Source organism: Evansella halocellulosilytica (assembly GCF_002335745.1).
GTDB lineage: Bacteria > Bacillota > Bacilli > Bacillales > Salisediminibacteriaceae > Bacillus_CA > Bacillus_CA halocellulosilytica.
This window is the reverse complement of sequence record NZ_NIST01000001.1, coordinates 2,518,003-2,534,488: the sequence shown is the minus strand read 5'-3', so window position 1 is coordinate 2,534,488 and position 16,486 is coordinate 2,518,003. Positions and strand designations below refer to the sequence as shown.

Sequence of the window (16,486 nt, the reverse complement as noted above, 5' to 3'; positions counted from 1 at the left end):
TTTAACGCCCCCAATCTCCGTTGAATATTTTCTGTAAACCATGCCGGTCGTGTTGCTCGCGGCTAACGTAAGGCTCCGTCATTTGGCCGACTTTTTCTCCGTCCATAACTACGCTAACGGCTTTACCACCGGCTATTCCACGGTCTATGCTTCGTAATACCGCCAACATTTCCGAGGAATAGCCGCCGTTCCCCGAATCGACCTGTTGCACCTGCCCGCTGCCTTGTAGCGCGCGGAACAAATTCGCCTGTTGCCCTTCCGTGAGCACCATTTCGTTGCGTAGCAAGCGCACGTCGACTTCGTTAAACATCGGCATTCTATCGAGGAAATGACTCGGCATTCCCCCGCCATGCAACGTGCCCGCCGGTCCATCGCCCGGTCGGTACTGTCCGACTAGTCCGCCGTTGTGGCGAGTTAAATGCGACCGGACTGCGTTCGACATCTGCTCGCGAAAATTAATAACCTTCGTGACCGGATTAGATGCGCGTCGGTTAATTTCGTCGATAGTTCCGTTGTCCGTGACGTTGACGTGTTTATCGATACTCTGCGACAACTCGTCATTCATCGTTTGAGCACCCGTTACGCCGTCCGCTATTGTTTCATTAATTCGGCCGGCTTCGCGATTAATGTCTTGCTGCGTCTGTTCTTGGTCGGCAAGGCGGTCGTTCATTTGGTCGATTTTTCTGTTTCGATCATCTTCAATGCTAAGAACTTCCGAACTGAGACGTGTTTCTTCCTCGATCTGCCCGATTATGGACTCGTGCCTGCCGATTTGTTCGTTTAATTCATCAACGTGCATTTGTAAAATGCCGTGTTTATCGCCTTCTTTTGCGATTTGTTCTTCTACCTCGGCTTTTTCATCTCGAAGTTTTTCAAGCTTTTCGTCGGCAATTTCTAAGCCTTCTTTCCCGGTTTCGTTGATGCCGAGCTCGAGTAATAAAATCCCTGCTAGTGCATCGTCAACCTCTTCAAGTTGCCCTAGTTTCGCCTCATTATCTTCAAGTTGTTGAGCAAGTTCTTTCCTTTGTTCCTGCAAATCTTCAAGGTATTGTGCGCTCGCTCCACGTTTAACTATATCTAACGCGCCTAATTCGCGCTCAAGCTCCAGCCTTTCCTCGGCGCTAGTATTTTGGTCTGCTGTTAACGCGAGGATTTCTTGCACGCGATCTTTCCGTTCCTCTTCCGACATATTGTAGGCGTCTTGTATCTCCGCAAGTCTAATCTCTACTTGTTCAATGTCTTCACGAATTTTTTGATTATCTCGCAGCAAGGTAGCCTCATTTTCAAGCGCTTTTATCCTTTCGATTTGCAGCTCTTCCCACGCCATGTTACGCAATGATTGAATATAGTCATTTACCGCGTCAGTCGATTCGACCACGGCATTACCGCGATCAGTAAACGTCTGTTCAACATACGGTGTCTGATCGATAATCGCGTCATTAGCTTCGAGTAATTCGCTGATTTCATCGCGTGATAATCCCGACTTTTCAGCAATATCCTCGTATGCTTTTTCTAGCTTCGCCAATTCCTCCGGGTCACTTTCCGATTCCATTCTTTTTTGAATGTCGAGTAAGTCGCCGATTTGATCCGTTGTTAAGCCGGACTGACGACGTAGTTCATCGTAACGCGCCGTTACTTCCTCGAGCGATTGCGCTTGATCTAGTAAACCCTCGGCATACTCCGTATTAACCTCATGGCCATCCCTCATATGCTGAGTTAGCGCAAAAATACCTCCTCCGACTAACGATAGGCCTAACACAAGCCATCCGGCTGGGTGGAGCATCATAAGTCCCCTTAAAGCCGTCGCTAACCGTAGGGCTGCGGTTACTGCTAACGCAATCCCTGCCGATGCTCCGACGAAGTTAAGTCCGAGCGTAACCGTCGCAGGATTTAACTCACCAAACCACCTCGTTAACTCCGTGGCTCTTTCAATCATCCGTCTTACAGCCGGCAGATACTCCTGTCCAATTGCGATTCCTAACTCGCCCATCGCCGACTGAAATTCACGGAAGCTGCCATTAAGGTTATCTTGTTGTATGGCCGCCATGTCACTCGCTGCGCCCTCACTATCGCGCAACTGACCTGTATAGTCGGCAAGCGCGTCCTCGCCTTGCGAAATTAACGTAAGGAAGCCCGAAGCGGCTTGGGTACCGACCAAAGTCTGGGCAACTTGCGTTTTTTGCGCGTCTGTCATGCCGTCCATGGCGTCAGCTATATTTCCGACGATTTCAGGCATCGGCAACATTTCGTCATTAGCGTCGAGTAGGTTAATGCCATATTTTTCCATCTCAGTGGCCGCTTCAGACGTAGGCGAGGCGAGCGATAACATCGTCTGACGTAACGTCGTTCCCGCGCGGCTGCCGGCGAGCCCGTTATCACTTAATACACCGACTGCTGCCGCCGCTTCTTCAATATCGTAACCAAGACTCGCAGCGACCGGCCCAATGTAACTGAGCGCTTGCCCAAGTTGCGGCAAGTCCGTGTTTGCGCTGGAGATAGTCGATACTAGAACGTCGACGGCTCGGTCTGTTTCCTCGGCGGACATATTAAACCCGCTTAAAACGTTAGATACGATATCGGCGGTTGTACCTAAATCGGTGGCCGAGGCGGTCGCGGCGTTGAGTATCGAAGGGGTAGCGGCTAAAATCTCGTTTACATCGAAGCCAGCCATTCCCAATTTCAGAAAATTTTCGGATACCTCCGGCGCACTAAAGGCGGTTGAGGCGGCGAGCTCTCTCGCTGTTGCTTCCAGCTTCTCAAGCTCCTCTGTACTCGCGCCGGTCACACTCGCAACACGGCTGAGAGATTCCTCAAAGTTTGCCGCTGCTCTTACGGAAGTCATGATAGCTCCCGCAACGGCGCCGCTCATTAGTAGCGCTCCTTTTTCAACCTGTTTGATCGATTTCGTGTAACTTTGCGTCTTCTTTTTCGCTTCTTCGGTGTGGCGTTTCGCCTCGTTCATCGATTTGGTAAAATTATCCATTTCTAATGTAAGCCGGGCCCGTATCTCACCTGCATTTGGTGTATTCATTCTTTAACTCCTCCTAAATAAAAAGGCCGCCCATTTACTGGACGACTCTCATTGTTTTTGATTCGTTTATTACCGCCTCGAGCAAGAAATTAGTAACGTAATCCTGCCCGTGTTCTTTTATCCACTCGTAAAGCGTGCCGTTTGTCGATAACTTATCGACTAGCCGCAAATACAATTCTAATTTCCAAGTATCAGAAAATACTTCGGCTGCATTTTGTTCGTTTACCATTCCGATCACCTCTCGATTAAAATAAAATAGCCCCGGCGGTTAGCCGAGGCGTTAAAGGAGGGACATGCGCTCCGCAACGGTATGTCCGAGCCGTTGTTTCATCGCGGTTAAATTATGACTGCGCTCTTATTTTCGCTTTGATCGTTTGATATAGCGCAATATCTTTAATGTCGTTTGTCGCTCGTGCTAACTCCTCAGCCCTGCGCAAATCTACTTCGTTTATGTTATCCGCTTGCACTCGTTGCCTTAATTCCTGCGATAAAGCCGGAATCGACTCGACTTTCGACTGCTGCTCCGCCTGTGCTTCCGCGCGCCCTTTTACGACTTGATAACGTAGCATGTCGTTCGGGTCGTCGGACTCGTTCGCTTTTGTTTTGAGTTGCGCGACATAGTCCTCGCTAGGACGGGCAGGCAACGGGTTATCCTCGTCAAATAGGTCGGCGTTTTGCTCGCGGTATCGATTTTTTAACGTTTGATATTGCGCAATTCTGTCCGGGCTGCCTTGCGTTTGCTCCTTCGCTTGGTTAACATGGCTTTCGAGTATTAGTCCGCTCATATTACAGCGCCCCTTTCAAATGGTCCGGCAAACGGCCGGCTTTTAATTCTTCGACTTCGTATTCGCGTAGCGTATAATCGGTCATGTCGATATGAAGCTTTGAGAATTTGAATTCGTGGCTGTTGCCGAAGCTTGTTAGGTTGCCGATCTCTGTATACGCTTCTTCGCGCTTGCCTTCATAGTCGCGAATAATCTCGTTATAGGCCTCGAGTTGCCGTACATACTCGAGCTTTGCTTCGCGCAATTTTTCAAGCTGAGGCGCAACATACTTTTCGAAATATGCCGGCTTAAACTCGTCATTCCACGCCGCCAGTACTTCGTCTTTTGTGAGCCCCTTTCGCGTCACGCTAGGCAATAATCGTTGTTCCGTCTCAAAGCGTTTAGCTTGGCTGATAAGATCGTTAATTTGCGCGTCGACTTTGGCGAGTTTCGTTTCGTCAGTCTTTCCGCTCTCAAGGCCGGCTTTGACGAGTTGCTCGTATTCGGCGCGCTTGGCCTCGAGCTTTTCCTTTGTATCATTCAGCTTTTCGCTAACCTCTTTTTGACGTGCAAGATTTTCCGCTTTATCTTTTCGATATTGCTCTAATTGTTTAAATTCCATTTTCGTATTTCTCCCCCTCGATTATTTTTAATAATTTACGCAATCCCACCGAGAACCAACGACGCCAAAACGGCAGCTCTTCCGGCCCTGCAACCTGCTCGATATGATAAATACTGCGCAGTATTTCGTCCGCTTCGTTAATTTGTCGCTTGGTCGAGCTCGTTTCGCTGTCGTGCTTAATTTGCGCGTTAAGTCCGAGCGCGCCGACACATATACTGTAAATTTCGCGTGAACTCGTCCACACGTCGACCGGATAAGCCTCGGTAAGTCCCCGCAAGTTTTCAACGGTGCCTTGCTGCGTTACGTGCGGTAATATTAAACTATCACTTAAAAAACCGTCCTCGTCGATGTATTGCGCGACGAGAAACGGCTTATCTTCTATTTTTCGTATGTCTGCGATTATTAACTGCTTAATAATCTCCACCTCCTATATATCTGAGAAAATAGTTTCTTTTCTATCGAGCGCGTCATTAGCGAGCAACATACATTCTTTTTGTATCGGCTCGGGCATTTTTCGATCAAAAAACACCTTAAAAGTGATACCTCGATTTTTACTGATTACGTTTATTTTATTTTCTACCTTGCTCTTTCTGCGGAAATGCTCAACGGTCGACCTCGCAACTATTAGCTTATTGCCCTCGCCTACTTCATCGCAGCACCGAGCTAGCAACGCAGTAATAGCTTCATAGCCCGACGAGACGCCCGTTAAAAATACCGAGCCAACTTTAAACGGCTCCAGCCGCTCACCGTTTCATCGGTCATTTTTAATCACTTCCGCAGAGCGATGCGGAATAACTTCACGATAGCCAAGAGTAAACGCCCGGTGCTTTCCGGCTTGGTTAGCTTGACTTGTCGCAGACTCAACTTTTCTAGTTTGATAAAGATTACGTTCAAATTCCGAAACTGTCTCGTTTGTCACCGTGTCAACAATCGCGATTTTTGCTAACCAATAATGTGGCGGTCGCTTGCCTAGTTCCTCGTCCACTTCTGGCACGACATGTTCGACAGCGACTTTCAGTTTCGCACGATAGCCCTCGACAGTTGGCGGCCAGTCGCGCTGTTCAACTTCCGTTATTGAACCGTCGGGCCATACTGTGACTGGTCTACGTTTGCCGGTGTGTCCTCGGTAAACTTCCTCGAGGTATACGTTTTGTCCGAATTCCATTCACTCACCTCTCGTTTGATTAAGGGTAAATAGACCCCGTTATTCTCCGTTTAAGACTTCTAATATTCGGTAAAGGGTGGCGTTTCTAAAATCAAGCGCTAGACGCCGAAAAACGCCTGATTTTCGCCCGTTTACCCCCTGATTACCCCCTTACTTTTGCGCCTCAAATAGTACCGTTGATTCTCGCGTTTTCTTTGTTCTTTTTGCCTACGTTCCCGACACTCTCCGCAATACTTTTGCGCATTGCTGTTCGGCTCAAAAACGTTCGAGCAATTTGGCTCGGTGCAATACTTACCTGAACCGTCTGCGTCGAATAAACGCCAATAACGCGTGTGTAGTGTATCGACGCCGGGCAGTACGCTATTTTCAAAGTACGGGCACCTCGGCAGCTCTACATCAACACGAAAATATAAACATGTTCGGCAGCCTCCGCGCTCGAGTAGGCAAAGGCCGTCGCGGTCGTAGGTGGCGCACTGGTCGCGTGCCAGTTTCTGAAAATCTTGTTTTAAACCCATAATTAACTCCCCCGAAAATTAAATATTGCATTGACTTTCTATGTGTGTTATTATTTAGTTGGGAAAACATGAGTTTCTTCAAAATCACGAATAAAAAATAATAATTGACGTTCTTTTTCGAGCGCGTCAAAGAAACCTATGTCATCGCCAATCAATTTTAATAACTCATGACGCAATCTAGGCGAGACATTCTTCACTCCACTTTCCACGTTAGCGATTAATGATTGACTAAAACCAGTTGCATCGGCAAGTTGCTGCTGTGTCATCCCCTTATAATACCTCAACGCCTTCACTGTTTCAGAATTCATTTCATGACCTCCTTTTTATTACTATTACATTCTTTTATTACCTCCGCCGCTAAAAAAGACGGAGTCAAAAATACCGAACTAACGTTCCTATCTTTATACGGTCGTTTACCCCACATCTTCGCGCCACTAGCGACATTTACGGAAAAAATTTCGTTATTTTCTCCCTCTTTAAATGCGTCGTATTTCTCAAGCTGTTCCTGTATTTGACTGTTGCGTGTCATTCGCTCCCGAACCTTACGTCTTTCTCCGCGTGTATCTAACTTACCGCCCGGACGTTGCGCGATTGCCTCACCTTCGTCCTTCGAATACATTCCGATAAAGTCGTCGTTAAATGCCGTTTCGTGCTTACGGTAATCTTCTTCAACCGTCCGCACCATTTTTGATCTATACGCGTAATCCGGTAAGTATGTACCGGTTTTCTCGTAACGTCTGTTTGCGTTCTTATCAGCTTCCCGATGCTGGTCGCAACAGTGACGAGTATTGCCGTGTACCTTCCGTGTATCTATCGCAGCATAGCAAAAGCGATAAGCGCACTCTTTAAATTTCGCCAGTACCTCCGTTAATTCTTTCTCCGTCATTAACCCGCGCTCATACGCCGTTAAGTAATTGTCCTGCATATCCTGCACGCTTTCGGCCATTCTCGGCATATCCGTAAACTCCCGTTCTAATTCCGCAATCTCTTCCGGTGATAAATGCTGTAACTCCGTCGCCCGTTTATGTTCGACCCTTTGCGCCTGGATATCTAGTAATTTACCGAGTTCTTCTAATCGATCGCCGTTAGGACGCACACCTGTCTTGATACGATACTCTTTTAGTAAATCTCTCATTTCATCGCGCAAAGTGTAGTACACATTCTCTCGATCTTCTAATGTGTCATTATTCCGAACTTTAGTCGGGTATTTCTCTTTATTTGCCCGAACAGATTCCACGAATATGTCTAAACCTTCGTTCATCATGTCGATTAAACGATCGTCAAACGTTCGCAGCTCGCGTTCACCAACGCCAATTTCCGAATAACATGACCGGCAAATAACGCCGTGGTCGCGGTTATTATATATTTTCCCCTTCGTGATTTTCTCGTCGCAATATGCGCAATAGCCGTCTTGTTCTTTGATCAACCTTTCCGCCAGTTTCATAGTGCTCCCCCTCAGTTAACCTATGTTTTATATTTCATAGTTCCCCCATGCCTTCAATAACCCCCTCATTCGCGCGGAAGGTATATATAAATGGATTGGCTTTCCCTCTCTAATTCTGCTACGGTAAATCCATTGAAGTAAATCCGACGCCGCGAGTAAGTCTTGATTAACCTTAACGCCTCGTGATTCAAAATACTTGCGCTCATAGGGGTTCATATATCGATTGAATAAGTAAGCGCAAGCCTTCCTATCTTTATACTCGTTTGTCGCTCGTGTATTTACCGGAATCCATGCAGATTTATACCCCGAACCTCCGAGTCTATCCTTTCGCTCTTTTTTAGTGGTCCAAAGGTTTTCTTTCACTTTTGTTTGACTATGCCGCCGGAAATAGTTAGCCGTATTATTTCTAACCTTGTCGAGTGTCTTTTTGCCTGCATTACTCAACCAAGATGAACTAAATGACGTCGGCCTGTCTCCCACTTCGTTTAACTTCCCCTCATAAATGTCTATAAGTGCAATTAATTGTTCGCGATTCTCTTTCTGTCGATCATATTCCGTCAATATATAACGACCATCCTCGTCCTTTTTTATCGACTTATATCCATACTGTAACCCGTTCAAATCGTAGTAAGCCTTTTGCAGTTGGCCGTCGAATAAATAAGTCATCACCACAACGCGATCAAATGTCTTAAATACACGGACCGGGAACGCCCAAACGATAAAAGAATTATCAAAAGAGTACAAATTTCCGGCTTTAGCGAACAAACGAATATCATTAAAGCGACCTTCCAAGTATCCCTCATTACGCCAATAAACCTGTCCTGTCTCGTCATCTATTTCGATATATCCCGACTCTAATAACGCGTAGATGTCCTGTTGATTGATGTTAGCCGGCTGCACAACGTCCATTACCTCGTCCAGTATTAACGTGTAACCGGCTCCCTCCAATAGTTCAATCAACTCGTCGTCCGCCGACTTAAATAGTGAATGTGTCGCGGCAATGTCGTACCCCTCCGCGATAAGTTGCTTTAATGACCGGAGCTTCGTCCCTTCATCGTTCGCATTGTTAGGCTCGACAATATTCCGATTGTTCATCGCCGCTTTGACGCGTTCTATCTCATCGAGAAATGGCGTAATGTAAATAAAACGTTCATCGGTCGACGCTTCTTTCATTCGTTGAATTGCGTATGATGTTTTACCCGTGCCCATGATCGAATCAATTATCGTTATTTCCGTCATAAATTATCCCCCTTATTTCGCTTTAGCGTGTTAAAGGAACGCTACTCGACTATCGTTTATTTTTTCGTTATCTCCTTTAAGGAAAAACGGCTGTAACCCGCATGGTTGAGCGGTTTTTTTCGAATTCTGCGTTATTGAATTACGCAACTTTTTCCGCGGTCTATTACATTCGGGACAAAAAGACGTCCCTCAGCCTTCGCCTACCGGCTCGGCAATTATACTTTTCGCGGTAAAATATATACTCGCAAAATGGTATGGTTGCACTGAACCGAGTGAAGTGCCGGGCGTTAGCCCGATATTAGTCGTTAATAACGTGGAGTGTAGCCACTCCCAGGGCTGCGCCCTGCAATTCGGGAAAACCGCCCTCATTGCTATTTATACAATATTCGCGACAAAGGTATATAAATAATGCAAGTAACCAAAGTCGTGTAGCGAGGCATCGCCTACAATCGTTTGATAAAACGGTCAATCTCAATTATTTTCTGATCGTCTAATCCAAACGCACGGTATATCTTATTTTTTGTCTGTGACGTGATCCGCCTTTCACCGAGCTCAATCGCAGATACTAACGGCCGGGAAATCCCAACCTTTTGCGCAAATTCACCTCTACTTAAATCATCGCGTAACCTTATAAATTTTATAATCTCTTTACTTAACAAATCCCCCACCCCTTTGTATATATTTCGTTACAAACACATTAAAAAAAAGTGCACGGCAGAACTGGCGAAGTCTGCCGGCAAGAGGAATAGAACCCCGTTGGTGATCTTAGCGGAAACCCCTCTACTATTATACAGTCAAATAACCCATAAACGTTTAATTATACCATTTATATCGGTAATTTCAATATTAATTTTTAAAAAAATTTATGTACGGTAACTAACTTCCTACTTTAGCGGTCGACGCCTACCACCGTATAGGTGCGGTAATTATTTTAAGTCCACGTTTAATTTGGAGCGCGCGGCAAGTTTACGAGGCTCACCGCGCTTACGGTAATTTGACGAAGGCATCGCCCTCCGCTACGGTTGCCATAACGTAGCTTCATCGGATTAGTGCCTCTACTATTAAAAAGTGCTCGCTTGCCGTAAAGTTGGCACATTACATTTCGAATATTTTACCGACTGGCAAAACGCTCGACGTCGCGTGGTTTGAAAATTGCTCATGCGCCTGTATTAACTTACGCGCAGTCTGCGGAACAATATCGACGCTTTCTAACCACCTCGTCCACTCACCGTGCGCGAGGTCGTGTTCCTTGACGTGTTTCAACCGGCGACCGATCTCGAATATTGCTCGGCCGGCGATTTGCTTATACGATTTGATTTCCGCGGTGATTACGTTTATATCTGTCGCTACCGACTCACCAGTTTTTTCAGTTTCTTCATGTGAAGAACGTGAAATTCCTTTCGTCCAACGATTCATAAAGCGAATTCGAATTCGGGTTTTATGCGACGTCGCATAATTTGTGTCGTATTCGGTTGTGGCTCGACATTTACATATTCTTCTTCGCCCGTTCTTCCGCTTCCTTTAATTTCTGCGAAAAGTCTACGCCTTCTGAATTCGCCTCTTTCGCTTCTTGTCGGTAACTTTTCGCGTCTTGTAATGTGGTTCCGCTAACGTCGCCCTTTGCCGCAAGTAAGGCGCGCTGTTCTTCTTCTGATAGATACGCAAGCTGTTCCGCAGCCGTAGTACCGAGTTTCTTTGTACTTACGAGCGTTTGGATTTCCGGTATGAGGTCGTTTAGTTTGAGGACTCTATTTAAATGTTTCGCTTGTACTCCGACAGCTTCCGCAATATCTTCGGATGTTTTGGATTCCCCATTTTGGGGAACGCTGTGTTGGTTGTTTCCTTTCTTAACGCCCCAATATTCCTTTAGAAAAGAAGCTATCCGGCTTTTCTTTATCGGATCACTTTCCGCCTGCCCTCGCCGTTCTACGTTCTCCGCGATTAACATATATTCCGCGTCCCATTCGTTAACATCGATTATTTCGACCGGAACTTCGACTTTTTCAGTTGACCCACACGGTTCATGTGAAAATTTTTTCAGGTGGTGAACTTGCACCGACTGAAACAATTCCGTAACTCAATCGCCTTCGCTTGACAAGAACGTGTGTTCGTTATATAATCGGAATACGGAAAAGAACGCCCGCCAATGCGTTCCCTCCGTCTATGTTCGCGAGCTATTGCCGTAGCCCGCACGATAAGGCCGCCACACCTTACCGCAATCTATATAATGCCAGCCGCCATGGTCGCCCCTACCGTCGGTTCATCGGAGCTTACTCGCCGCTCAACGCCCCGCCTAATGACGCCGAGCATTTCCGTTACACTGCCGCCTGCAATTTGCCGATTGCGGGCTGTTTTACCGTTGATATAACGTTCATCTCATCGACCATGTCCGCCAATAACTCGACCTCAACGTCTGCCACCGCTTGCCCTACATAGTCGCGCCATATGTCCGCCGTAACGTGGTATGTTCGGTCGCCAACCGAAAACACCGCAATACCAACGCCGATTTTACCGTACTTTAACGAAAACGAAACCCGAACCATCGCGAACACCCCCTTTCCGCGCGAACACTATCGCCCTACAGTCTGTACAAAGAGTATACGGTACATCGCCGCTGAATATCGACTCCTTAACGTCTTTACTGCCGTTGCAGCATTCGCATCTAGCCGCCATTTATATCGCCCCTTTCGAAAGCAAGTCAAGCGCCGTCATTCCGTCCATTTGCGCAAAGTTAGGCGTGGATTTGATCGGAAATTCGATGTAGCCCGGTGAGTTGTCGGCATTCTCATAATAACCCGGATATTCCGCGCTAGGTTCGATATTCTCCATGTGCACGAGTTGCAAGTCATAATCGACCATGAGCGCCATTGTGTCCGTAAGCATGAAGCCTTCGCCTTCCTCGAACACCCTTTCGCCGTCCAACTCTTCCCAATAATAAGCAACTTTTACTTTTTTCATGTAAATCCTCTCCTTTTTATTTTATTACTAAATTTCGTTATTTAGTAACTTAACCTCATTATAATTCCGTTATTTCGTAATGTCAACAATAAAATTACGTAATTGCGGAATTTATTTTATTTGTATATAATGAAGGTATAAATTCAATCATGGAGGTGATGGAATGCGGGAGAATAAAGGAATAGAAAAGACAAAGCAAATCAGAATTAAATTGGACGAGCTTCTTAAAAAACACGGTAAAACACAAAAAGACCTTCACCAGTTAACCGGAGGAAGAGAAGAAGGAGGAATAAGGACGGCCGCGATAAGTGAGTTATGTAACAACCAACGTACATCTATAAATAAGGATCACTTAGAAAAGATTGCGACTGTATTAAACATAACTGATATATCTGAACTTATTGAAATTATAGACCTAAAGAAAGACGACGGCAGCAATAACTAAGTTGCAACCGTCTATTTTTTTTTGTGAATGGTGATATATTCTACATAAACTCCAAATACTTTCCTTCAACTTTTCTTTAAAATAAATCTCAGTCCTATCGGAAGAAGTCTCCGGCGTGATGAACCGGGGGCTTTTTCTATCTATTTCGAAACCTAACTTGTTTACCGCAGCGCAAACAAACACCATCAGCCACGTTTACCTTGTGTAATTTTTTAATCTTACACTTAACTATCCGTTTAAAAAACTCTATCATTTTCGTCACCTCCGCTACTAATAAATAAGTTATTCTTACCGATTTTGTACATATAACAACTCCGTAGTCTCTTCGATATACACGTCATCAAACGTACGCTCTACGGCCGCATAGAAGTAACCGCGGAACGTCTTTCGAATCATGCCTCGTTTTGCCGCGAATATAGACGTTTTGAGTACACTAACCACACGATCGACCAATTGCGGCAAACTTGCGCCCAGCTCGCAGCGGTTATACGCGGTTTTAACCCGTTGCCATAACGCAAATATCTCGTTAGCACGAAAAAATGGTCGGGCAGCTTTCGTAAATTCTGCGGGCACGTTAGACGGAGTATAAGACGCGTCGAGCTCGTTAAGTGCCGGCGCTTCACCTACGTATGTATTTTTATTTATGCTGTTGGTTTCTTCTTTAACCGCCCCCTTATTTGCGTTACTGCCGCAAGGACTTCCGCAGCTTGACCGACTGGACAACCCGACTGGACTGTCTTGCGCAGCACGACGAATTATTACTAGGTCATAACCACGCCCGCCCCGTTTTCTGACCGTCGGCACACGCTTAATAATGCCGCAGTCCTCAAGCCGTTTCAGCGCACGGCTAACCGTTTTGTCGCTCACTTCGAGCTGTGCCGCAATAGTCGCCCGTTTCAGCCACGAGACGCCCTTAATAACGCAGCTGTAGCGAGAGAGCAAGTTAAGCACGGATATAGCTGTTTTATTTAACTGCTCGCGGTGCTGGTCGATATGTACACGCACGGCTTCGTTCATTTCCGCCACGTCCGTAAAGGACTCATGATGGCGATATTCTTCGTAGTAAGCGATCGACTCGGATTTCATGACAAACGTCTCCCTTTTTGCGCTTGACCACGAAGGAGAAACGTTATACACTAGCATTAACGGTAACAGTGTCGGCCTTTGCGTGGTCGGCGCTCTTTTTTTATGTTTAAATATCTAAATTATTTAACGGCGAAAATTCTCTATGTTTCTCTGAAACTTCATTTGAATAAAGATTTACATATGTCCTCACCATGTCCATCGTTGAATGGCCGAGTATCTTTTGAAGCTCAAATACCCCTGCTCCATTCATGACCGACAACTTCGCAAACGTATGCCGAAATGTATGCGGTGATAGCCGCACTCCTTTTATGCCCGCGAGTTTACCATAATGACTTACAATTTTTTGTAAAGTGCTCCTTGTCATTGCTTTTTCCTCTAAAGTCACAAATAGATACTCAGTTTCACAAATACCGCGCAGTTTTATGTATCGTCTCAGTTGATCTTTCATCTTACTTTGGATTGGCACATATCTGTGAAAGTGATTTTTTGTGTTTCGAATAAATATAACTCCCTCACTTAGCTTGGCGTCCTCAAGCAATATCCCCGCCGATTCATTAAGTCTGATTCCTGTTTCTAAAAGAAGGAGCATATATGTGTAATCGCGTTGGCCAGTAAAGGTGCGTCGATCAGGCGCATTTAATAACGCTTGTAGCTGTTTCATAGTAAATGTCTCAATATTTCCCTTACGTTCTTTTAATAACGGATACTTGTACATCGGATTTTCTGCTATTATTTTCGCATCGCCGTATAAATAATGGAAAAATGTTCGCACCGCCCTCAGTTTCGCGTTTATGGTTCCCGGCTTCAATTCGCGTTCTTGTTGCATATCCTCTACATAATCGTTAATATGGTCGCGCACTACCTCGCCAATTAATAATGAGTGATCTATTTTCGCAAGCCATTTACGAAAATCATTACATTCGCGCCTGTAATAAACCACGGTAAACTCCCGCAATCCTTTACGCTTAGCATCGTCAATAAACAGTTCCAACGCTTCATCAAACGTCATAACAACGCTCGTAATCGTCTTCTCGATTATGTCGAGTTCGCGACCGATTAATTTATTATTACGCTTAGTACGATTTTTGCGCATACAAAAAACCGCCCTCCTATTCGGATATAGGAAAGCGGTTAGGCTCCGTCTATGCACACGACCATTTGACGTATGATTAAACGTAAAAACGGAGCTCGCAACGTGTGCAAACTCCGTGATATATCGCTATGTAGATGGTACCGGTGGTCGGGGTCGAACCGACACTCCGTGAGGAACACGATTTTGAGTCGTGCGCGTCTGCCAATTCCGCCACACCGGCAAAATAATTTGCCTTACTATTTTAAAGAAAATAAAAATGGTGCCGAGGGCCGGACTTGAACCGGCACGATAGTCACCTATCGCAGGATTTTAAGTCCTGTGTGTCTGCCAATTCCACCACCCCGGCACGGCAGATATATTATGGAGGCGGCACCCGGATTCGAACCGGGGAATCAGGGTTTTGCAGACCCATGCCTTACCACTTGGCTATGCCGCCATAATATAATAATTGTTAAATTGTTCCTGGAGCGGAAGACGGGATTCGAACCCGCGACCCCCACCTTGGCAAGGTGGTGTTCTACCACTGAACTACTTCCGCATCTAATGGCAGGGCTAGCAGGATTCGAACCTGCGAATCACGGAATCAAAATCCGATGCCTTACCGCTTGGCTATAGCCCTATTTCTTATTTATATGGGGCGGTTGATGGGAATCGAACCCACGAATGCCGGAACCACAATCCGGTGCGTTAACCACTTCGCCACAACCGCCACATTATCCTTTAATTTCTGTTGGTAAAGTGTGTATAAATATAACCTATGTCATGAACTAACATAAAGTTCATAATGGTGGAGGGGGACGGATTCGAACCGCCGAACCCTGAGGGAGCGGATTTACAGTCCGCCGCGTTTAGCCACTTCGCTACCCCTCCAAGCGACATATATTATATTACAAAAAGTTTACCATTTCGTCAAGATAAAAATTGAAATGGTGCTGGCCAGAGGACTTGAACCCCCAACCTACTGATTACAAGTCAGTTGCTCTACCAATTGAGCTAGGCCAGCATTAGTAAATGGTGGCTCGGGACGGAATCGAACCGCCGACACACGGATTTTCAGTCCGTTGCTCTACCGACTGAGCTACCGAGCCTTATTACAAATCTGATAGTATTTTTAGTTTCAATCGTAAGATTACTCTTCCTCTGCCAGCAGTATCGGCGCTATTATGCGTCGAGTCAGCTCGCATCCTTTTCAGAAAGAAAAGCACTCGTGCTTTTCGACTGAGCTATCGAGTCTTAAATGGCGGTCCCGACGGGAATCGAACCCGCGATCTCCTGCGTGACAGGCAGGCATGTTAACCGCTACACCACGGGACCACTTTCTAGAACAATTTATAGTTATGTATGTATTTCATTTATTAAATATTTGGTTGCGGGGGGCGGATTTGAACCACCGACCTTCGGGTTATGAGCCCGACGAGCTACCAGACTGCTCCACCCCGCGCCGTTATAAATGCTTACGGATGATGTTTCGCTATATAAATGGTGGAGGATGGCGGGCTCGAACCACCGACCCCTTGCTTGTAAGGCAAGTGCTCTCCCAACTGAGCTAATCCTCCATCTTTGTTTAAAATAAGCGGCGAATCTCTTCGTCAGATACGCTAACTCACTTCAAAATAAGTAAAATGGTGACCCATAGGGGATTCGAACCCCTGTTACCGCCGTGAAAGGGCGGTGTCTTAACCACTTGACCAATGGGCCATCTGTCTATGGCGGAGAGAGAGGGATTTGAACCCTCGAGACGGGTTTAAACCGCCTACACGATTTCCAATCGTGCTCCTTCGGCCACTCGGACACCTCTCCGTAATGGCTCCACAGGCAGGACTCGAACCTGCGACCGATCGGTTAACAGCCGATTGCTCTACCAACTGAGCTACTGTGGAATAAATATCAATGCCCAGCAACGTCCTACTCTCACAGGGGGAGATCCCCCAACTACCATCGGCGCTGGAGAGCTTAACTTCCGTGTTCGGCATGGGAACGGGTGTGACCTCTCCGCTATCGTCACTGGACTATTTAAATGTTGAGAAGTTCTCTTGTTTCATTGCCTACTCATACAAGGCAATTCAACTTATCTTTATCCTCTCAAAACTAGATAACATTTGACTGATGACCTTCGGTATTAGA

Annotated in this window: 17 protein-coding genes, 15 tRNA genes and 1 rRNA gene; 1 reads left to right on the top strand and 32 read right to left on the bottom strand. The window is 46.1% G+C overall.

Annotated elements, in window-relative coordinates; all coding sequences use genetic code 11:
* Position 1 precedes the first annotated feature (1 nt).
* From CD001_RS12105 to CD001_RS12030, 14 genes are all read right to left on the bottom strand, one after another.
* Positions 2-3,031 (bottom strand): phage tail tape measure protein, encoded by a 3,030-nt coding sequence (locus CD001_RS12105; RefSeq protein WP_096187966.1) that lies wholly within the window; start codon positions 3,029-3,031, stop codon positions 2-4.
* A gap of 34 nt (positions 3,032-3,065) precedes the next feature.
* Positions 3,066-3,260 carry a hypothetical protein gene (locus CD001_RS12100; protein ID WP_096187965.1) on the bottom strand — a complete coding sequence of 65 codons (195 nt, stop codon included), beginning with the start codon at positions 3,258-3,260 and terminating at the stop codon, positions 3,066-3,068.
* A gap of 112 nt (positions 3,261-3,372) precedes the next feature.
* On the bottom strand, positions 3,373-3,816 hold the full coding sequence (locus CD001_RS12095) for a hypothetical protein (protein WP_096187964.1): 444 nt from the start codon (positions 3,814-3,816) through the stop codon (positions 3,373-3,375).
* Between the two features lies 1 nt (position 3,817).
* Entirely contained in the window at positions 3,818-4,417 is a 600-nt protein-coding gene (locus CD001_RS12090; protein ID WP_096187963.1) for a hypothetical protein, read from the bottom strand.
* On the bottom strand, positions 4,407-4,841 hold the full coding sequence (locus tag CD001_RS12085) for a hypothetical protein (protein ID WP_096187962.1): 435 nt from the start codon (positions 4,839-4,841) through the stop codon (positions 4,407-4,409). Before CD001_RS12085 ends, CD001_RS12090 begins: the two co-directional genes overlap by 11 nt.
* A gap of 327 nt (positions 4,842-5,168) precedes the next feature.
* Complete coding sequence (locus CD001_RS12075) at positions 5,169-5,582, bottom strand: hypothetical protein (RefSeq protein WP_096187960.1); 414 nt, start codon at positions 5,580-5,582, stop codon at positions 5,169-5,171.
* A gap of 565 nt (positions 5,583-6,147) precedes the next feature.
* A complete protein-coding gene (locus CD001_RS12065) occupies positions 6,148-6,405 on the bottom strand; it encodes a helix-turn-helix domain-containing protein (protein ID WP_096187958.1) in 258 nt (85 codons plus the stop codon).
* Positions 6,402-7,541, bottom strand: coding sequence for a hypothetical protein (locus CD001_RS12060; protein WP_096187957.1), 1,140 nt, complete (start codon positions 7,539-7,541; stop codon positions 6,402-6,404). Before CD001_RS12060 ends, CD001_RS12065 begins: the two co-directional genes overlap by 4 nt.
* A 27-nt stretch (positions 7,542-7,568) precedes the next feature.
* The gene (locus CD001_RS12055) at positions 7,569-8,780 is read right to left on the bottom strand and encodes a hypothetical protein (protein WP_096187956.1); all 1,212 of its coding nucleotides are present in this window, start codon (positions 8,778-8,780) and stop codon (positions 7,569-7,571) included.
* A gap of 443 nt (positions 8,781-9,223) precedes the next feature.
* Positions 9,224-9,439 carry a helix-turn-helix transcriptional regulator gene (locus CD001_RS12050; protein ID WP_179298714.1) on the bottom strand — a complete coding sequence of 72 codons (216 nt, stop codon included), beginning with the start codon at positions 9,437-9,439 and terminating at the stop codon, positions 9,224-9,226.
* Between the two features lie 436 nt (positions 9,440-9,875).
* Positions 9,876-10,196 (bottom strand): DUF3102 domain-containing protein, encoded by a 321-nt coding sequence (locus tag CD001_RS12045; RefSeq protein ID WP_096187954.1) that lies wholly within the window; start codon positions 10,194-10,196, stop codon positions 9,876-9,878.
* Positions 10,197-10,266: 70 nt separating this feature from the next.
* The gene (locus CD001_RS12040) at positions 10,267-10,848 is read right to left on the bottom strand and encodes a ParB/RepB/Spo0J family partition protein (RefSeq protein ID WP_096187953.1); all 582 of its coding nucleotides are present in this window, start codon (positions 10,846-10,848) and stop codon (positions 10,267-10,269) included.
* 247 nt (positions 10,849-11,095) lie between these two features.
* Positions 11,096-11,323, bottom strand: a complete 228-nt coding sequence (locus tag CD001_RS12035; RefSeq protein ID WP_096187952.1) for a hypothetical protein — start codon at positions 11,321-11,323, stop codon at positions 11,096-11,098.
* Positions 11,324-11,453: 130 nt separating this feature from the next.
* Positions 11,454-11,738 (bottom strand): hypothetical protein, encoded by a 285-nt coding sequence (locus CD001_RS12030; protein ID WP_096187951.1) that lies wholly within the window; start codon positions 11,736-11,738, stop codon positions 11,454-11,456.
* Positions 11,739-11,901: 163 nt separating this feature from the next.
* Here CD001_RS12030 and CD001_RS12025 point away from each other — a divergent pair, with 163 nt between their 5' ends.
* Positions 11,902-12,183 (top strand): helix-turn-helix domain-containing protein, encoded by a 282-nt coding sequence (locus CD001_RS12025; RefSeq protein WP_096187950.1) that lies wholly within the window; start codon positions 11,902-11,904, stop codon positions 12,181-12,183.
* A 288-nt stretch (positions 12,184-12,471) separates the two neighbouring features.
* Here the strand turns inward: CD001_RS12025 and CD001_RS12020 are convergent, their stop codons facing one another.
* The 18 genes from CD001_RS12020 to rrf all read right to left on the bottom strand — a co-directional run bounded on the left by CD001_RS12020 (position 12,472) and on the right by rrf (position 16,371).
* Complete coding sequence (locus CD001_RS12020; protein ID WP_179298713.1) at positions 12,472-13,269, bottom strand: helix-turn-helix domain-containing protein; 798 nt, start codon at positions 13,267-13,269, stop codon at positions 12,472-12,474.
* Between the two features lie 106 nt (positions 13,270-13,375).
* A complete protein-coding gene (locus CD001_RS12015) occupies positions 13,376-14,362 on the bottom strand; it encodes a tyrosine-type recombinase/integrase (RefSeq protein ID WP_096187948.1) in 987 nt (328 codons plus the stop codon).
* A gap of 135 nt (positions 14,363-14,497) precedes the next feature.
* Positions 14,498-14,582 (bottom strand) — tRNA-Leu (locus tag CD001_RS12010).
* A gap of 37 nt (positions 14,583-14,619) precedes the next feature.
* Positions 14,620-14,708, bottom strand: a tRNA-Leu gene (locus tag CD001_RS12005).
* Between the two features lie 15 nt (positions 14,709-14,723).
* Positions 14,724-14,798, bottom strand: a tRNA-Cys gene (locus CD001_RS12000).
* A 27-nt stretch (positions 14,799-14,825) separates the two neighbouring features.
* Positions 14,826-14,900, bottom strand: a tRNA-Gly gene (locus tag CD001_RS11995).
* Between the two features lie 6 nt (positions 14,901-14,906).
* Positions 14,907-14,981: transfer RNA gene (locus CD001_RS11990), tRNA-Gln, on the bottom strand.
* Positions 14,982-14,995: 14 nt separating this feature from the next.
* A tRNA-His gene (locus CD001_RS11985) sits at positions 14,996-15,071 on the bottom strand.
* Positions 15,072-15,147: 76 nt separating this feature from the next.
* Positions 15,148-15,232 (bottom strand) — tRNA-Tyr (locus tag CD001_RS11980).
* 57 nt (positions 15,233-15,289) lie between these two features.
* Positions 15,290-15,365: transfer RNA gene (locus CD001_RS11975), tRNA-Thr, on the bottom strand.
* A 9-nt stretch (positions 15,366-15,374) separates the two neighbouring features.
* Positions 15,375-15,450, bottom strand: a tRNA-Phe gene (locus CD001_RS11970).
* A gap of 150 nt (positions 15,451-15,600) precedes the next feature.
* A tRNA-Asp gene (locus tag CD001_RS11965) sits at positions 15,601-15,676 on the bottom strand.
* A 50-nt stretch (positions 15,677-15,726) separates the two neighbouring features.
* A tRNA-Met gene (locus CD001_RS11960) sits at positions 15,727-15,803 on the bottom strand.
* Positions 15,804-15,842: 39 nt separating this feature from the next.
* A tRNA-Val gene (locus CD001_RS11955) sits at positions 15,843-15,918 on the bottom strand.
* Between the two features lie 67 nt (positions 15,919-15,985).
* Positions 15,986-16,060, bottom strand: a tRNA-Glu gene (locus tag CD001_RS11950).
* A gap of 9 nt (positions 16,061-16,069) precedes the next feature.
* Positions 16,070-16,162 (bottom strand) — tRNA-Ser (locus tag CD001_RS11945).
* A gap of 4 nt (positions 16,163-16,166) precedes the next feature.
* A tRNA-Asn gene (locus CD001_RS11940) sits at positions 16,167-16,242 on the bottom strand.
* A 12-nt stretch (positions 16,243-16,254) separates the two neighbouring features.
* Positions 16,255-16,371: ribosomal RNA gene (gene rrf / locus CD001_RS11935) — 5S ribosomal RNA — on the bottom strand.
* Positions 16,372-16,486: the final 115 nt, after the last annotated feature.

Excerpts from the sequence above, each read along its gene's own strand:
- CD001_RS12075 (WP_096187960.1), bottom strand. The coding sequence starts at position 5,582 with ATGGAATTCGGACAAAACGTATACCTCGAGGAAGTTTACCGAGGACAC.
- CD001_RS12020 (WP_179298713.1), bottom strand. The coding sequence starts at position 13,269 with ATGAAATCCGAGTCGATCGCTTACTACGAAGAATATCGCCATCATGAG.
- CD001_RS12065 (WP_096187958.1), bottom strand. The coding sequence starts at position 6,405 with ATGAATTCTGAAACAGTGAAGGCGTTGAGGTATTATAAGGGGATGACA.
- CD001_RS12055 (WP_096187956.1), bottom strand. The coding sequence starts at position 8,780 with ATGACGGAAATAACGATAATTGATTCGATCATGGGCACGGGTAAAACA.
- CD001_RS12015 (WP_096187948.1), bottom strand. The coding sequence starts at position 14,362 with ATGCGCAAAAATCGTACTAAGCGTAATAATAAATTAATCGGTCGCGAA.
- CD001_RS12030 (WP_096187951.1), bottom strand. The coding sequence starts at position 11,738 with ATGAAAAAAGTAAAAGTTGCTTATTATTGGGAAGAGTTGGACGGCGAA.
- CD001_RS12090 (WP_096187963.1), bottom strand. The coding sequence starts at position 4,417 with ATGGAATTTAAACAATTAGAGCAATATCGAAAAGATAAAGCGGAAAAT.
- CD001_RS12035 (WP_096187952.1), bottom strand. The coding sequence starts at position 11,323 with ATGGTTCGGGTTTCGTTTTCGTTAAAGTACGGTAAAATCGGCGTTGGT.
- CD001_RS12060 (WP_096187957.1), bottom strand. The coding sequence starts at position 7,541 with ATGAAACTGGCGGAAAGGTTGATCAAAGAACAAGACGGCTATTGCGCA.
- CD001_RS12095 (WP_096187964.1), bottom strand. The coding sequence starts at position 3,816 with ATGAGCGGACTAATACTCGAAAGCCATGTTAACCAAGCGAAGGAGCAA.
- CD001_RS12105 (WP_096187966.1), bottom strand. The coding sequence starts at position 3,031 with ATGAATACACCAAATGCAGGTGAGATACGGGCCCGGCTTACATTAGAA.
- CD001_RS12025 (WP_096187950.1), top strand. The coding sequence starts at position 11,902 with ATGCGGGAGAATAAAGGAATAGAAAAGACAAAGCAAATCAGAATTAAA.
- CD001_RS12045 (WP_096187954.1), bottom strand. The coding sequence starts at position 10,196 with ATGAATCGTTGGACGAAAGGAATTTCACGTTCTTCACATGAAGAAACT.
- CD001_RS12100 (WP_096187965.1), bottom strand. The coding sequence starts at position 3,260 with ATGGTAAACGAACAAAATGCAGCCGAAGTATTTTCTGATACTTGGAAA.